Origin of the sequence: Pseudoalteromonas sp. AS84 (assembly GCF_038900255.1) — a bacterium.
GTDB lineage: Bacteria > Pseudomonadota > Gammaproteobacteria > Enterobacterales > Alteromonadaceae > Pseudoalteromonas.
The window spans coordinates 178,145-193,770 of the sequence record NZ_JBBMQY010000008.1 but is presented as its reverse complement, the minus strand read 5'-3'; the positions used below and the strand labels follow the sequence as shown (position 1 = coordinate 193,770).

Below are 15,626 nucleotides of genomic sequence, written 5' to 3'. Positions count from 1 at the left end.
TATTTATGAATCTCCTTAATTTTATTTTCAGTCTAGCATTTTGATAAGCTATCGAGTTTCTTTATACATTAACTTTCCAAGTAAAAAGGCAATGTGATATGTCGAACTTTATCGGTGAGCATTATCCATTTTTTAAACAAGGCCTTACTAATATTAAATAATATGACTCTGAATTAAGTAAATAATTACATGGTCCTTACTCCCTACAGAGCATTTCTAAATACTTCAGTACCTTTTCTGTATCCAGCTCTTTTGGGGGGTTCTGAAGATACTCGTAGTAAAGTGATTTCAATTCATTAATAGCTCTGTTTTTGCGGTGCTTTTTAGCTTTGTTGCCACTTATATCGGCAGGTCTAAAAGTCAAATCTAAAAAGAAGTTCCGCACAGCAACTCTTATTCCATTATCGATAGAAAAATTACAGTCAAATTTATTATGGGCTAATTTTTTATAGTCGCCACAAGAGAGCATTAATTCTCTTATGAGATCTTGGTTTTCTGGGTTTTTGCTAACCTCAACATAATTTATCCACCCCCCTTCTTCAGGGCATAAGTATCCTGTCCATGAGTTTACCTTATCCTTTAAAGTTCCTGCTTGCACGTACACCAGTAGTCCTTTATGGGTTGCGCTCTTTTTATAACGAGTAAGAAGCTGTAATAACCCTTCAAAAATTTTATCGTTTGAATAGGCTATTTTGGCTTCTGCAATCCACTCATGTTGCCTAAGCTTTACAGTCAAATCAACAGCCCCCCCACTATAGGTTTGTGATGATGCCTGAAATACTTTAGTTGCTTTAAGTAAAGATGCAATGTACCTCGTTATAGTATCTTCATCTGCTGCAGTATAGGACTCTGGCTGCGATTCTATTTCATCAAGAAACTCTACTAAATACTCAAATAATAGCTCTAAGAAATCATTATAAGAAATCTCGTGGTAACGACTTGCCAAGAGCCTGAGTGTTTTGTCTGCCTTAGCATCATTATTGATTTTATAAAAGATATCAGCTTCACTTCTACTAGTCATACTAACCATTTACCTTCGTATTACAGTAGAAACCCAGTCTAGATGGATCAAATTCAACTATCTCTATCCCTGAGACCTTATCCACAGGTGGCTCACTTTTAGACTTAGAATAAAAATATTCCTCAGCTGAAATTTCTATTGGATCTTCTCTGTCCAATGGAAAGTAGCAAAACGTGATTGATAAAAAGCCGACATCATCTGAAGTTAAATAACTGGTAACTTGGAGGACTTCACTCGGGGAATCACATTGTGATGCCTTAAATAATTTGGATATCGGATAGTAGCTAGTTGAAGGGTGCTCTTTGACATACTTAATGAAGTTACGTAAATAAGCGCGCATTTTACTTTGATTAGCTACTTCACTATCATCTTTAAAGTCACTTTCTACCGACTGGACTAGTTTTTCTAATGGGCTGCATGTTTGCATATCAAGACCTAGATAAAACTTTATCAACCATAATTGATTGAAATAATGCGCTTTTAGGGTGTTTTATACCGAAGTATAAACACTCGTCGTTTTCCCAGTCACGCTTATGTGGGGTCAGAGATAGCTCTGTCTCCATGTCTATATTATTCCCATAGCCGTATCTGATGCGGAGGTACCTACAAATATATTTATGCTTATGTACCTGATCTGAAACCTCAACCTTTCGAGCACAGTAATCTTTTCTAGCTCGGCCATTTAAGTCTGCATCATCCCCATCTTCGTTAGTGGTCATCATAGCATACTGAACTCTGCCCTCAGTTTTATCGTCAAACAATGACGCTATAGCCTTGAATGAATTGACTGACCTCAAAGTACCTACTCGCAAGTACTGTCCAACAACGTTAATGAACTCCCTTTCCACTTTTTCAAAAGATGAGTTGATTTGACTAGCTGGTATCTTATTTGATATGCGAATTTCAAGACGTTCAGATTTGTGGGGTATAAATACAGTGTGGAAACTCTGAAGATACTCTGAAGGGGAATTTGAATTTCTTTTAATTTTCAAAACGGAGCTAAAAATGCAAGCTAACCCATCACCCATATCTGTAATTTTACATAAGTCTTCACCCACTTGATAAACAACTCCTGAGAAAAATTCTGTTTTCATTGGATAGTTGTCACGATATATAGACTTATATGAATTTACATCAACTTTCTTTATGGCATAACGAATATTTTTGGCTTCACTTAAGGACATTCTAACAACTTGATAGCTGTGATCCGCTGAAATAATAACTCTGTCAACAACAGATTCTAACGATTGCAGTGTACAGCCAACACTTAGATCATCGGCCAAATTATTGCTCAAGGTATTCCAGCGACCAGCAGTTGAAAAGGAAGACTTGTTTAATAAGTAGTTGGAATATCCCAACTCTTGTGTATCTAAAAGTCCTGTAATCACTTTATCTTGATGGGAAATTTGAGTTGGTTGAATAGCTGACGCTGCTCCTGCTGACATATTTACGATTCCATGATATTGAAAGCTAAAAATTTTAACTACTATAACCTCACAGGAAACTTTTTTATAGTCATATAAGCAAGGTTTTTACAATGCATTTAAAAATCCTGTCTAGCTAAAATTAATATAATTTTAAACAAGAGTTCATATTTCAAATGTGATCGCTGATAGGTTTTAGAATGATGTAATTAAATGGCTTACTTTGTTAAAAAACTTAGATGTCCTACTGAAAGTCAAAGTTAAAACTTAACGTCCGGTTCGCTCATACCTACCAGACATAACCTAAACTTATCAAACTCTTCTAACTAGACGTGCTCTGCGTGAGCTACTTCATCAAGTGATTTATGCAAGTCATTTTTGAAATATGTTATAGATTGCTTTAATTTTATGAGAGCCTCTGTTGTTAATATTGACTTGTTTGCAATCCTACCTTCTAGGTCTGCGAGGGTCTGCTCCATAGCCTTAACTGCATCGTTCAGGCGAACTGCATTATATGTTTTTGAATAGCCGACAATCTCTGCAAAAGCCAAATGAATATAAGTTTCTAATGATGAGATATTAGAGTGCCCTGACCATTCTTTAAGTTGTATTTTAAACTTTTCTTGATTTAAAAGAGTCCGTCTAAAGTCATCAGTGTTGTTGATATTGTTCGCTAAGATTATCTCAACTAGCTTTCTTGTGATAAATGAATGGCGGAATTGATGCGGATGGAACTTTCCTTTAATACCTACCGCTTTTGCCCAGTCATTTAAAAGAGAAGTAATCGTTTTTTCTGATAGAGGTTTACCTGTTGTACTACTGACAAAAAGAAATCCATGATCTTTTAAACCATGCTTTTTAAGTGTTCTATTAATTATTTTTTTTCTTATCGTAATGTACTGATTTATGTTGGCTAGTATACCTGACGGGATTGGGATATAGCGCAGTGTACCCTCAGCTCTTTTTACTGTATTTATTTTCAAGCTGGGAGCATCATCAGTTAATATTGCATCTTTTATATCTTGTACAGTCATTAAGCTGACTTCTAAACGTCTGGCACCAAGATATTCTAAACATTGATATAGAGCTTTATTTCTTTCCCTTAACTCTCGATTTTCAAGCCTACAAATATAATCCCAAACTGTAAGCATATCGTCGTTAGATGCTGGATAATTCTTTCTTTTAGTTTCTGGTGAAGGCATTGAGGTATGAGTTCTTGCAATAGTAAATTTATCAGGCCTACCTTCAAGCTTTACTTTAGTTTCTTTAAACTTTATTTTAATAGCATATTGATTACCTTCTCCTATAAAGTTTTTTAGATCTTGTTCAATCTGAACACTTTCTAAAAACATTAGGCATCTTGTAGCAATATCTCGAACTCTATTACTTCCCCGTTTTACTTGTCCAAAAGTATCCCTTTCGGCTTGTAGACCCTGAACAAATAAAGTGAATGAACTGTCACTCAGGCGGTGGAACGGCAATTTATTCTTATAACAAAAATCAACTAAATGAATAAGGTTATATGCATAAGATGTAAGCGTTGAAACTTTAGCCGAACCATTTTCAAAAATCTTTCTCAAAAACATATTAACTTCATCACAAGGTACATCATTAGGGTAAGTGACAAAGGGCATATTAGTTATTTTTTTTGTAATACCTTTTTCATCAAAAATATCGTAAAAAGAAAAAAACATATATTCATTGATGATTGAAACTGCCATCTATTTACTCTCCGTAAATATTCCTAAACTAAGCATTTCATCCGTTTTCTTCGTAATAAAAGCATATTGCTCAAGTCGCTGCTCTTCAGTTTCAATTACTGCAATTTTTTTAAGCTCAGCTTTAAGCAGAGATACGATATTCCTCATCTCACTATGACGGTTCATCAGAATAAGATTTTTTTCTTTTAATTCGGCAACCTTATATTTTAAGCCTATGCGAGTTTTAGTGTTGGCTACATTGCTAACTTTAGCTTTCTCAATAGCAATTATAGCGTTAGCTCTCAACTCATCTAACTCAATAAAACCTCGGTTTAAAAGAGCATTAGAAGCAGTCTTTAATGTATTCAGTGAGCAAGGTAAAATTTCATATTCAGGAAAATTAAATTTTGCAAAACGCCCTTGTGACTTCAGAGCTATTTGTAATTTATCATTATGTATAAAATTAGCAGGAGTCATAATTATTTCTTTTAGTAGCTTTTGCGAGCTGACTACTTTATGTTCATTAGCATCTTTTGAATTCATGATTTTAGTCCTCAACATGTTCTTTTACGCGAAGAACGAGGTTAAAATCCTGTGTTTCACCATCGCGTGTTAAAATAGTAAAAAATTCGGGCTCAAAGGTAATAGCCTTAATTTCAAGTAATGTAATAATTCTAGATTCGAGTTCTTGCTGTTTTTTTAGTTTAGATATGTGTGGGGATGTATCATAGCCATCGCTATAGTCTTCTACTACATTCGATACTGTATCGAACAAAATATTTGCTTTGTTAACCCCAAATTGATTAGCGATAGTTTTTCTCAGCTTATCAATATCTTCAAGATCGTCATTTAGCACTTTTTCAGCTAAGTAAGTTGCTTTAACTCCATTAAGTACCTCACCCGATAGACTTTCTGTGATGTAGTGATATAAATGAGCAAAGTCTGTATGCCCCAGCATATGACGAAGAACATCAATCCCATCGAAACCTTTTGACCAGAAAAATACCATCGCGAAAAAGCGGCGAAGTTGATGCGTACGAATATAATATCGCCGATTACTTCCTTTATATTCAATACAATCCGTCTCAAAATAATCACAGAACAGATCGGAAGCTAGGTTATATGAGTATACATTGCACTTACTTAGCTTAAACCTTTGAGGGTTTACATAATTGAACAGTGACATTTTTTCTTTTTGTATTTCTGAATCTGCTATTTTTTGATTAAAGCGCTCTAGTTTAAAAATAAACCCTGCAACCGCGCGAGGTATAGGTCGTTCAATTATTTTATTTTCACCATGGTCGCCACCACTTCCTGACTTTTTCAATATAAAAATGAGCTTATACTCTAAACTCTGTCCTTCAATTGAGTTAGGGTCAACAAACTTTTTACTGTTGGAAACTATAGACGCGGAGTGACTTAAATTCCCAACTGGCTTGAGTGATATAAGCTCTCCAATTCGTCTAGCCATTATCGCGCCTATTAAAACTTGAATCGCTCCCATCAATACAGAGTGGAGTTCAATCAAACCTTTATTAGCCCTCAAATCCTCGAAGTTTAGCCCGACTTTACTTCCCCTCAAGGTGTAACATTCAACACCTAGATCAATAAGTGCTGGTGATATGTACTTAAGTATTTCAACATTTCTCCAACGCTCGAAAATACTTGAACCATTAATGCGATCAACAGAAGAAAGTGACTTATTCTCTTTTGGTGCATTGTCCAGAACGTTATATACAGAATCTAAAATATCGTCCATATAGCCAAAACAAAATTCAAATGCATTCTTTATGGAACTAAATACAAGTGATGCAGGAAGAGATAAATAACGACCTGCAGAATAGACTTTAGTATTTAGTGATACTGTTCTCGCATTTATATCCCTAAACGCGTCATCCGAGATGTTTGCAGTATCACTGTTACTATTGGACGCTAATATTAACCGAAAAACAGAAAGAACCCGGCTAATGTATCTATCAGAAAACTCTTCTGTGTCGTCACTAACAGGTACTGCAAAAAACTCGGTTGGGTTTTTGACTATTAATTGCAGCTCACTTAGTGCGTTAAAAGATACATCTGATGGGTTAATTATCTTTCCTGAATATATGAGCAAAGATAACTTTCGATTCATATTGAGGTTACTTGAATAGTGTCCATTACTTTTTAAGAAACAACATACTCTCAACCGTTCTTCAATGCTTAAACCCAGAAGCATTTTTTCTGGCTGAATATCCCTCATAACGACAGGATACTTTTTCTTAAATATATCAACTTCTTTTTTGGTGATTGTATTGCAGTGAGTAGCAATGAAGTCTTTCACTCTTGATGAATATCTATAAATTCCCTCGCTACTACCTGCAGATGCTAATGAATTAATGATAGACATAATAAAATCACGATTAATAGAGAACAGGTGATTCTTCGCTAAGCCTATTTTATCTCCGTTTATTAATATTGCATTTATCAAGCTAACCACTAATGTAACTTTCATTTTAACAGTGATTTTTTTTGAGAATTTCCCCCCATTAACTAATGGGTCATCTGTAGCTAGTATCCAAGTTTTAAAAGTATTAAGTAATGGCCTATGTATTTCATCTGTTAGCTTATTCCCGTCAGATAAAATAACCTCTCCCCAATGGATATGTTTTGGTGATTCTGATAAATTTAATATCCAATCAGGGGCTTCAAAGTTATTGTCTAACCAATATGGCTTTCTACTATCATTATCTAACAGAGTCGTATTTTCATTTAAGACTGACTCAAAAAAATGCTGTCTATCAATATCTGTTGATGCAAGTTTGATAACACTTTCCATGTCAAGCGCACTCAACTCATTGAATTTTTGCTTTCTATTTATAATGTTAGATAATATTTTTGAATGACTAACAAGCCTTAATGACATAGTGCATCCTTGAATTTAAATGGGCAAAGTGGGTTAGCTTTAGCTTCTTTATAAAGTGATTCAATTTCCTTTGAAACAAAACTAGCTTTTTCCCCTACACTTATTTCTAATTGTTTTATTAAAAAACATGCAGACTCATACCACTTAATAAAAAAATCAGATACTTCTTCAGTAGAAGATTCCACTACAGTAATTATGGCTGTCAGAACTTGAATGAGGGGAATAGAAAATGGTATGACTAGCTTATCAAAATCTCCTTTTATCTCATCAGGTTCAGCATTTATACTTGTTGCAACTTGCTTACCTTTGTAAAGGTGCTCAGGAAGATCGCCAATACCATGATTTGTCATAAAAGTATCAAGCTCATTTACACTTAAATCTGCTGCATTACTTAGGTATGGTGAATGTTTCATTGCTTTACAAATAACTGCATTTTGAAAAATTCTAATCCACCTATTATTAAAATATTCAAGTATTACATCAGGTAAATAACTACTTAGTAAATCAGGCTTTAATTGTTTATGTCCTAACGCTTCAGACATAGCAACAACAGAATATGTTTCAAAATAAACTTGTAGAGCTCGACTCGACCTAATTGGCCGCAGATTGATATTACACGCTAAATCATTAGCTTCTTCTTTTGATAAAATAACCTCTCCTTTCTTATTAAGAGAAGCTTGATCAAATAAAGCATAAAATTGAGGTAAGGGCTGTATTTTTTTCCTGTTGCCATATGCAATTGTTGTAGGCTTTGAGCCAATAGATAAGCAATGTAAACACATAAATCTCCAATTATCATCACCTTGGCGCTTTAACCATTGCCTTGCAATATCAGTATATTCAATAAGATTTTTAACAAGACTAATTGATCTATCGTTAAGTATCAGAATCTGCTCAGCATTATTGACTCCCTTACGCATTTTACAGCTGACAATCGCATATTGACTTCCTACTTGTACGAAACCTACTTTTTTTCCATCGCGATTAAATAACTCCCAATTTGCAATCCATGAGGGAGTTATTTGGGGGTGCTCGATGATTAACAAAGTTAAAAAACATAAAATATTTGTACTAGTGGGTATATTTAACTCCCGAACTAAGAAGTCCGCAGGAGCCTGAAGAGTCATGGGGAAGTTATGTGAGGGTTTGCTCCATTTATAGTGTTCAAATGTAGCGACTATATTAGGTAAATTATCAACCCCAACAGGAGCACTGGTTCCAGAGTTACAGGCTGGGAAATTTCTTACCACTCCTTCATTAATAAATACTTTATTGCGCTTCCGACGGGAAACAAGCTCCTCCACTCTATTTAGTGCAACTAACTTAATATGCTCAATATCACGATTAATACGAGACGTGATAGCCTCTATTGCCTCACTATCAGATATAGATAATGGTATCCCTGAAAGAAGCTTTTGAGTGTTTTTTATATTGAATCCACCACCAGTTGATACTGAAAAACTACTTTTTGGTTGTACTTTATACTTTGGTTTTACAATTTCAAATTGTGGTAATCCAAAAAAATTAGTGTCGACAAAAATTTTCATATAAACATTAATTGCTTGGGTCCAAACTGTATTCAAAAAGTTTTCAATAGAATTACCCGCAAGTCTTTGATCTGCAATCATGCACCCTAAAACAGCTAGGAATGTTTTGTTGCTTTGTTTTTCTGATAGTGCTTCTCTAATCCTTACTTCACTTGGATACAATCTAGCAATAGTGTTGAGCAAAGGCATTATATTGCCAATAATTCTATATAAGGACGTTGATTTTTGTTTAGCTCCATAGTTCTGAATTGCCAGTAAGACTTCATTTGTAAATGTTGGTCCATAAGTAGCATGAATAGTTTCCAAATGAATAAAGTACATATCACCAAATTTACTTGTTACATTCCAACCACAAAACAGTTTAATTTTATCTATATTTTGAAGAGAAGCCTTATATCGTTCTATACAACTCATGGCATCTTTTGAAATTTTATTTTGTAAAACTACTGAAGGATTAAAGGTATGAAAACTTAAATCTAATGCAATGCTTGAAAATAACTTACCGATTTTTAATGTTATTGTATATTTTCTCGCGTTACTAAATTCGTTAAATTCCTCATACACAAAACCTATAAGTAGATAGAAATGATTTTGAAAGGTGTTTTCATCATTTAAAACATCAATAGCCGAGTAATTAATAACATGCTTGACACTTAAGCATTGAGTATCAACAAAAGTTGCATAAATATTCAGTATCACATTAGAGGCCTTTGCGTACCCCCCTTCTTCGCTCTTAGCCAAAATTAACTTTTTCAGTGGTTCTGAAAGTACATTTTTTACAGAAGAAAAGCCTTCAATTGCAACAAGATTCATAGTCGTAAACCTATATATTTGATTTGCATGTTAAGATTTTTTTCTTTGACAATTGTCAATTAACATAATGACATAGAATTAAATTAAAACCATTTTAAAACAATGAATTATATTAATTGACAACATATACTTTAAGGGGAAACTAGCAAATGCCCAATACACCACGATACACAATCGCCATTAGCGACTTCTATATAACCATCATGTTTTTTATGTGGTTTTGGTAAGGCATCAGCAATTGCTCTGCCTAGTGATGGTTTTTCTGCAATGTAGAGTTTCATGGGAGTCGCTCACTCACTGTTTATATAAACAGTAGTTTAGCACAGCTATTTTGAAGGTGGGGAGTTTTCTATTTTTGACCTTACACTACCTTGCTTAGTGAAAAGGATAATTAAAGGTAAATAGCATACAACCACCGTGGCAATATTGATAAATGGCATTAGGGTCTGATAAATAACGGTACTGTAAGCTAAATCCCACAAATGGCGATCAACTAATCGGAATAGTTGTAATATAGGTGCGCCAATAACAACTAGTTGCCCAATAACACATTGCCATAAATAAACTTTATCCTTTATACCCCAGTAAGCTATAAGTGCCATCCAAATAATATCTGTGATCGCCCAAACTAAATAACGATAAATATAAATGTCATCAAACGCTCGCAGGCTTGAAGCAGTTAGGTTACCAAAGAGGAAAAAAGCTGCGGTAAGTAATACAAATCGAAAGGCTAGGCGATCTTTAAATACAAAAAATATAAAAATAGCCGGACTTAGCATTAAAACCCAGCTTTTGCTTAAAATACTAACAATATATAAAAACCATTCAGGCAAAATACTCTGCCCTATTTTGTTTTTTTATCGTCATCAGTACCATCACCATTACCCGGCATGTCGCAATATTTATTGATTATTTTCACAGGCACTCCATTACATATGTTAAGGAAATGTACTGTAAGCTAAAATGATGAAATTGCCAAGATACTTAAGGCAATTAAGTACCTTAAATTAAAACAAACATAGTGAAATATAACACAAGCAATAACTTAGCGCACATCAATAGGAGCAGACTCTTTAGCCTTACCTTGCAGGATTGATATTTCTACTCGACGGTTTCTTCGGCGATCTTCATTTGAATCGTTTGGAACAAGTGGACGAGTATCAGCGCGCCCTACTACCATCATCCGATTTTTATCAAACCCTTGCACTGTTTGCAGTTCGCTTGCTACTGCTACAGCACGCTTTGACGATAAATCCCAATTATTAATATATAGCTCATTCGATACCTGAAAATCGTCGGTATGGCCAGATACAGTAATTTCGCCAGGTACATCTTTTAACAGCACACCAATATCTTGAATTATGGGTTTAAACTTTGGTTGTAAAAATGCACTCCCTGAGGGAAATGAGCCATTTTCACGAATACGAATAATTATTTGCTGCCCTAAAGACTCAAGCTCAATTGCGCCATCGATTATTTGCTTTTCAAGCTGCTGCGCTATTTTTTTAACAAGCTCGTTAGTTTGTTCCTGATCGGCAGCTGAAGTTGCTTGCTCTGACGATTGTTCTTGCGATGTGCTACGAGATTCCCCCCCTCGTTTATCTCCTCGCTGCTCTTGCCTACCACCAGCGGAGCTTTCATCTCCCGCTTGAAATTCAAGCATTTGCTGGGTCATTTCTACAGTTTGTTGCTGAATGGTTTCTATTGGGGTTGGTTCTGGTTTGCCTGGGGTAAACTCCATGGCAATAACAGAGGTACCTTTGGGGATATCTTTTACTTCAATTTTATTCTGTACACCAAAAGCAAACTTCATTGAGCCTGCTATTTGTTTAAATTTAAGTACATCCATTTCTGAAAACGCAAGCAAGAGTACAAAGAAGCACATTAATAATGACATTAAATCGGCAAAAGTTCCCATCCATGCAGGTAAGCCTGGTGGTGGACATTTGCACTCTTGATCAGACATAGTTACTCCTCGGTATCTACTTTGCGCTTAGATTCAGCTAAGTAATTTTTCAAAATACCTTCGATTACTTTTGGATTTTGACCATCTTGAATACCTAAAATAGCATCTAAAATTAAACGTTGATTCATAGCTTCTTCGTCTTTACGCAGTTCAAGTTTTACCTGAATTGGGATTGCTACAACATTAGCTAAAAACGCGCCATATAAAGTTGTTAATAGTGCTACCGCCATTGCCGGGCCAATTGCTTTTGGGTCATCCATGTTAGATAACATTGCAACTAAGCCAATTAGGGTGCCAATCATTCCCATTGCTGGTGCTATATCGGCTAATGACTTAAATAAACCTGCGCCCATTTCATGGCGAGTCGTGGTTAGAGAAATATCTTTTTGAAGTGTAGCGCGAACTACATCTGCATCATGTCCGTCAACAAGCATGTCGACGCCTTTGCGCATAAATGGATTTGGGATTTCAGCTTCTTCGAGTGCTAAAAAGCCTCCTTTACGAGCTGAATCAGCAAGCTCTACAGCTTTTTCAATAAGTTCTTCTGGCGTTTCAATTTTAAACATAAACGCTTTAGCAACAACTTTACCTATCCCCAAAAATTGCGACATGGTGAAGTTTGATAAAACAATAAAGAGCGAACCACCAAATACAATTACACTTGAAGGGGCATCGGCAAACATAGCCATTTCGCCGCTACTACTCATAAACATAGACATGACAATTAAGCCAATTGCGCCTAGGATCCCAATTATGGTTGCTAAATCCACATTTCCTCCAGAAGTTTCATGCTTAATGGCCTTATCATAAACTTTTATTATTAACTGCTTATCGGCAACATATTGAATTGCTTAAGCCATTTTTATAAATAAACATAAAAAGCAGCCTTTAGCACTATCTTAGATCAAGTTATAGAGGCTACCTAATTATCAATTGATTTATTAAATCAACAGACCGCTATTAAGGCTTTATTAATGCACTTGAAATATAATTTAACGTGATAAAGGTAAAAAACCAATATCATCCTTTGACCTAGTTTAGCATTCCCCCTAAAATTGACCCCTAAATTTATTATGTAAGCTGAAATAAAGATGGCGACTAAAAAACCTGAAAACTTAAGTTTCGAACAAGCACTAGAAGAATTATCTACAATCGTTAGTGACATGGAACAAGGTGACTTATCGCTTGAGCAATCGTTAAAGCAATTTGAGCGTGGAATTGCATTAGCAAGTGCTTCATCAGGGAAATTACAGCAAGCAGAGCAAAAAGTATCAATTTTGATGGGGAATGGCGAAAAGTCAGTACTTACAAATTTTGATAGTGATATGGAATAGCTGTGAGCATAAAAAATCATATTGAACGTGCTCAAAAAGATGTAGTAGCAACTTTACAACTGCATTTTAAACAGCCTCTCGATACAGAAGAAACTGTAAAGAACGCCACCCAGTATGGATTATTTAATGGCGGTAAAAGATTACGTCCATTTTTAGTTTATGCCACAGGTAAAATGCTAGGCGCAAACCAACAAGACTTAAACATACTGGCTGCTGCAATTGAGTGCATTCATAGCTATTCGTTAGTTCATGACGACTTACCTGCAATGGACGATGACGATTTACGTCGCGGACGCCCTACTTGCCACATAGAATTTGGCGAGGCAAACGCAATTTTAGCCGGTGATGCTCTACAAACTCTTGCCTTTGAGCTTATTGCAAATCACAAATTTGAATGCTCATCACAAACACAAGTAAAAATGATTGCACAATTAGCCCAAGCATCAGGTCTACAAGGTATGGTTGGCGGACAAGGCCTCGATATAGCTGCAACGGATAAAGTAATTACCGTACAAGAGCTTGAGCGAATACATAAACTAAAAACCGGGGCTCTAATTAATTGCGCAATTACACTTGGTGCACTGTGCAGTGAAAAGGCAGATCAACAAACCTTAGAAAATTTAAGTGTTTTTGGGTATGCTATAGGGCTAGCATTTCAAGTACACGACGACATTTTAGATGTTGAAGGCGATACGGTTACTTTAGGTAAGCCGCAAGGCTCCGATATTGCCGCGAATAAAGCGACATATCCGGCGTTATTAGGTATGCTAGGCGCTAAAGTAAAGGCGCAGAATTTAATACAACAAGCCCATGAAGCGTTGGCAAATATAGATGCTGACACAACACTTCTTGCGTCGCTAGCAAATTATCTAATTGAGCGTGACCACTAATTTTTGCTCATACGTATTGCAATTAGCACTGACATTATTACCCAACATTAATTATTCGTAATAGCTTTGAATCAAATTAATGTTAGCGAAGGATATAAATAAAACCATGACACTTGATAGTAGCAAGTATCCATTACTTAATTTGGTTGACGAGCCAGCCCAATTGCGCGACTTAGCGCAAGACAAACTCCCTGCATTTAGCAATGAGCTGCGCGATTATTTACTCAACTCAGTATCGCAAAGTAGCGGTCATCTAGCTTCTGGTTTAGGGACGGTTGAACTAACCGTTGCGCTGCATTATGTTTATAACACTCCAGATGATCGCCTAGTTTGGGATGTGGGTCATCAAGCTTATCCGCATAAAATCCTTACTGGTCGTCGCGACCAAATGCACACTATTCGCCAAAAAGACGGTTTGCACCCTTTTCCTTTTCGTGATGAAAGCCAATACGATACGTTTAGCGTAGGCCATTCGAGCACCTCTATTTCAGCTGCTTTAGGTATGTCTATTGCCGCACAAAAAGAAGGTAAAGGTCGAAAGTCTGTAGCCATTATTGGTGACGGAGCTATAACCGCAGGCATGGCATTTGAAGCAATGAATCATTTAGGTGATGTAAAATCAGACATGCTTATTATTTTAAATGATAACGAAATGTCGATTTCTGAAAATGTTGGCGCATTAACAAATCACTTTGCTCGAATTTTATCAGGTAGCTTTTATACAAACATTCGTGAAGGTAGTAAAAAGTTACTCTCAGGTGTGCCTCCGGTAAAGCAACTTGCCAGTAAAATGGAAGAGCACATTAAAGGTATGATGATCCCGGGTACCTTCTTTGAAGAATTAGGCCTAAATTACATTGGCCCCATTGATGGCCACGATGTAAACATGCTTGTAGATACATTACGTAATATGCGTAATTTAAAAGGCCCACAGCTTTTACATATAAAAACGCAAAAAGGTAAGGGTTACAAACCGGCTGAAGCCGATCCAATTGGCTACCATGGTGTACCAAAATTCGATCCGAGCACAACTAGCCTGCCTAAATCTAAACCTAGTGCTGCCACTTTTTCAAAAGTATTCGGCGATTGGTTATGCGATATGGCCGAACAAGACAGCAAGTTAATGGCTATCACGCCTGCAATGCGCGAAGGTTCAGGCATGGTACGTTTTTCTAAAGAGCATCCAGATCAATACTTTGATGTAGCTATTGCTGAACAGCATGCCGTTACTTTAGCCGCTGGCTTTGCCTGTGAAGGTTTAAAACCTGTTGTTGCTATTTATTCAAGCTTTTTACAACGTGCGTATGACCAATTAATACATGATGTTGCACTGCAAAACTTACCTGTATTATTTGCCATTGACCGCGCTGGTATTGTGGGAGCCGATGGTGAAACTCACCAAGGTGCGTACGATTTAAGCTTTATGCGCTGCATTCCAAATATGGTAATTATGGCACCAAGCGATACCAACGAGTGCCGTCAAATGCTGTACACCGGCTATAAAGCAAACTGCCCTGTTGCAGTTCGTTACCCTCGCGGTAGTGCTGGTACTGCAGACATTGAAAGCACTATGCAACTGCTTGAAATAGGTAAGGCAGATACAATTAAGAAAGGCAGTAAAATTGCCATTTTATCGTTCGGTACATTACTTGAAAATGCACAGCTTGCTGCAGATGAATTAAATGCAACGCTTGTTAATATGCGTTTTATTAAACCACTTGATACCGCACTTTTAAATGAGCTTGCAACTAGCCACGATGTAATTGTTACGCTTGAAGATAATGCGATTGCTGGCGGTGCCGGCTCTGCAGTTAACGAATTCTTAGCAACGCTAAAAGCTAATATTAATATTCTTAACTTAGGTATTCCTGATGAGTTTATTAAACACGGCACCCAAGATGAAATGCACAATGAAATGGGACTAGGCGAGCAAGGAATATTAACCGCTATTAAAGCGTTTATTAATTAACTTCCTATACATCTAAAGTTGAGCATATTAAAAAAGGAGCCTAGGCTCCTTTTTTAATAT

At 36.2% G+C, this 15,626-nt stretch carries 14 protein-coding genes; 3 read left to right on the top strand and 11 right to left on the bottom strand.

Annotated elements, in window-relative coordinates; translation table 11 throughout:
* Positions 1-196: 196 nt before the first annotated feature.
* From WNY79_RS10850 to pomA, 11 genes are all read right to left on the bottom strand, one after another.
* Positions 197-1,021: a hypothetical protein gene (locus WNY79_RS10850; RefSeq protein WP_342875849.1), complete on the bottom strand. Its 825-nt coding sequence runs from the start codon at positions 1,019-1,021 to the stop codon at positions 197-199.
* Between the two features lies 1 nt (position 1,022).
* Positions 1,023-1,448 carry a hypothetical protein gene (locus tag WNY79_RS10845; RefSeq protein ID WP_342875848.1) on the bottom strand — a complete coding sequence of 142 codons (426 nt, stop codon included), beginning with the start codon at positions 1,446-1,448 and terminating at the stop codon, positions 1,023-1,025.
* A gap of 1 nt (position 1,449) precedes the next feature.
* The gene (locus tag WNY79_RS10840) at positions 1,450-2,466 is read right to left on the bottom strand and encodes a hypothetical protein (RefSeq protein ID WP_342875847.1); all 1,017 of its coding nucleotides are present in this window, start codon (positions 2,464-2,466) and stop codon (positions 1,450-1,452) included.
* Positions 2,467-2,771: 305 nt separating this feature from the next.
* Positions 2,772-4,166: a site-specific integrase gene (locus WNY79_RS10835; protein WP_342875846.1), complete on the bottom strand. Its 1,395-nt coding sequence runs from the start codon at positions 4,164-4,166 to the stop codon at positions 2,772-2,774.
* A complete protein-coding gene (locus WNY79_RS10830; RefSeq protein WP_342875845.1) occupies positions 4,167-4,688 on the bottom strand; it encodes a hypothetical protein in 522 nt (173 codons plus the stop codon).
* Positions 4,689-4,692: 4 nt separating this feature from the next.
* Positions 4,693-7,047, bottom strand: coding sequence for a hypothetical protein (locus WNY79_RS10825; RefSeq protein ID WP_342875844.1), 2,355 nt, complete (start codon positions 7,045-7,047; stop codon positions 4,693-4,695).
* Positions 7,038-9,407, bottom strand: coding sequence for a hypothetical protein (locus tag WNY79_RS10820; protein WP_342875843.1), 2,370 nt, complete (start codon positions 9,405-9,407; stop codon positions 7,038-7,040). Before WNY79_RS10820 ends, WNY79_RS10825 begins: the two co-directional genes overlap by 10 nt.
* Positions 9,408-9,538: 131 nt before the next feature.
* Positions 9,539-9,688, bottom strand: coding sequence for a hypothetical protein (locus tag WNY79_RS10815; RefSeq protein WP_259399666.1), 150 nt, complete (start codon positions 9,686-9,688; stop codon positions 9,539-9,541).
* A gap of 45 nt (positions 9,689-9,733) precedes the next feature.
* Positions 9,734-10,240: a hypothetical protein gene (locus WNY79_RS10810; RefSeq protein WP_024599855.1), complete on the bottom strand. Its 507-nt coding sequence runs from the start codon at positions 10,238-10,240 to the stop codon at positions 9,734-9,736.
* 212 nt (positions 10,241-10,452) lie between these two features.
* Positions 10,453-11,373: a flagellar motor protein MotB gene (locus WNY79_RS10805; RefSeq protein WP_024597196.1), complete on the bottom strand. Its 921-nt coding sequence runs from the start codon at positions 11,371-11,373 to the stop codon at positions 10,453-10,455.
* Between the two features lie 2 nt (positions 11,374-11,375).
* The gene (pomA, locus tag WNY79_RS10800) at positions 11,376-12,143 is read right to left on the bottom strand and encodes a flagellar motor protein PomA (RefSeq protein ID WP_024597197.1); all 768 of its coding nucleotides are present in this window, start codon (positions 12,141-12,143) and stop codon (positions 11,376-11,378) included.
* 321 nt (positions 12,144-12,464) lie between these two features.
* Here pomA and WNY79_RS10795 point away from each other — a divergent pair, with 321 nt between their 5' ends.
* From WNY79_RS10795 to dxs, 3 genes are all read left to right on the top strand, one after another.
* Complete coding sequence (locus tag WNY79_RS10795; RefSeq protein ID WP_024599856.1) at positions 12,465-12,707, top strand: exodeoxyribonuclease VII small subunit; 243 nt, start codon at positions 12,465-12,467, stop codon at positions 12,705-12,707.
* A gap of 2 nt (positions 12,708-12,709) precedes the next feature.
* Positions 12,710-13,597 (top strand): (2E,6E)-farnesyl diphosphate synthase, encoded by an 888-nt coding sequence (ispA, locus tag WNY79_RS10790; RefSeq protein WP_342875842.1) that lies wholly within the window; start codon positions 12,710-12,712, stop codon positions 13,595-13,597.
* Between the two features lie 106 nt (positions 13,598-13,703).
* On the top strand, positions 13,704-15,566 hold the full coding sequence (gene dxs, locus WNY79_RS10785) for a 1-deoxy-D-xylulose-5-phosphate synthase (RefSeq protein ID WP_342875841.1): 1,863 nt from the start codon (positions 13,704-13,706) through the stop codon (positions 15,564-15,566).
* Positions 15,567-15,626 lie beyond the last annotated feature (60 nt).

What these genes read in the sequence shown, in the direction of transcription:
- WNY79_RS10850 (WP_342875849.1), bottom strand. Translation starts at nt 1,021, where the DNA reads ATGACTAGTAGAAGTGAAGCTGATATCTTTTATAAAATCAATAATGAT.
- WNY79_RS10845 (WP_342875848.1), bottom strand. Translation starts at nt 1,448, where the DNA reads ATGCAAACATGCAGCCCATTAGAAAAACTAGTCCAGTCGGTAGAAAGT.
- WNY79_RS10840 (WP_342875847.1), bottom strand. Translation starts at nt 2,466, where the DNA reads ATGTCAGCAGGAGCAGCGTCAGCTATTCAACCAACTCAAATTTCCCAT.
- WNY79_RS10835 (WP_342875846.1), bottom strand. Translation starts at nt 4,166, where the DNA reads ATGGCAGTTTCAATCATCAATGAATATATGTTTTTTTCTTTTTACGAT.
- WNY79_RS10830 (WP_342875845.1), bottom strand. Translation starts at nt 4,688, where the DNA reads ATGAATTCAAAAGATGCTAATGAACATAAAGTAGTCAGCTCGCAAAAG.
- WNY79_RS10825 (WP_342875844.1), bottom strand. Translation starts at nt 7,047, where the DNA reads ATGTCATTAAGGCTTGTTAGTCATTCAAAAATATTATCTAACATTATA.
- WNY79_RS10820 (WP_342875843.1), bottom strand. Translation starts at nt 9,407, where the DNA reads ATGAATCTTGTTGCAATTGAAGGCTTTTCTTCTGTAAAAAATGTACTT.
- WNY79_RS10815 (WP_259399666.1), bottom strand. Translation starts at nt 9,688, where the DNA reads ATGAAACTCTACATTGCAGAAAAACCATCACTAGGCAGAGCAATTGCT.
- WNY79_RS10805 (WP_024597196.1), bottom strand. Translation starts at nt 11,373, where the DNA reads ATGTCTGATCAAGAGTGCAAATGTCCACCACCAGGCTTACCTGCATGG.
- WNY79_RS10795 (WP_024599856.1), top strand. Translation starts at nt 12,465, where the DNA reads ATGGCGACTAAAAAACCTGAAAACTTAAGTTTCGAACAAGCACTAGAA.
- dxs (WP_342875841.1), top strand. Translation starts at nt 13,704, where the DNA reads ATGACACTTGATAGTAGCAAGTATCCATTACTTAATTTGGTTGACGAG.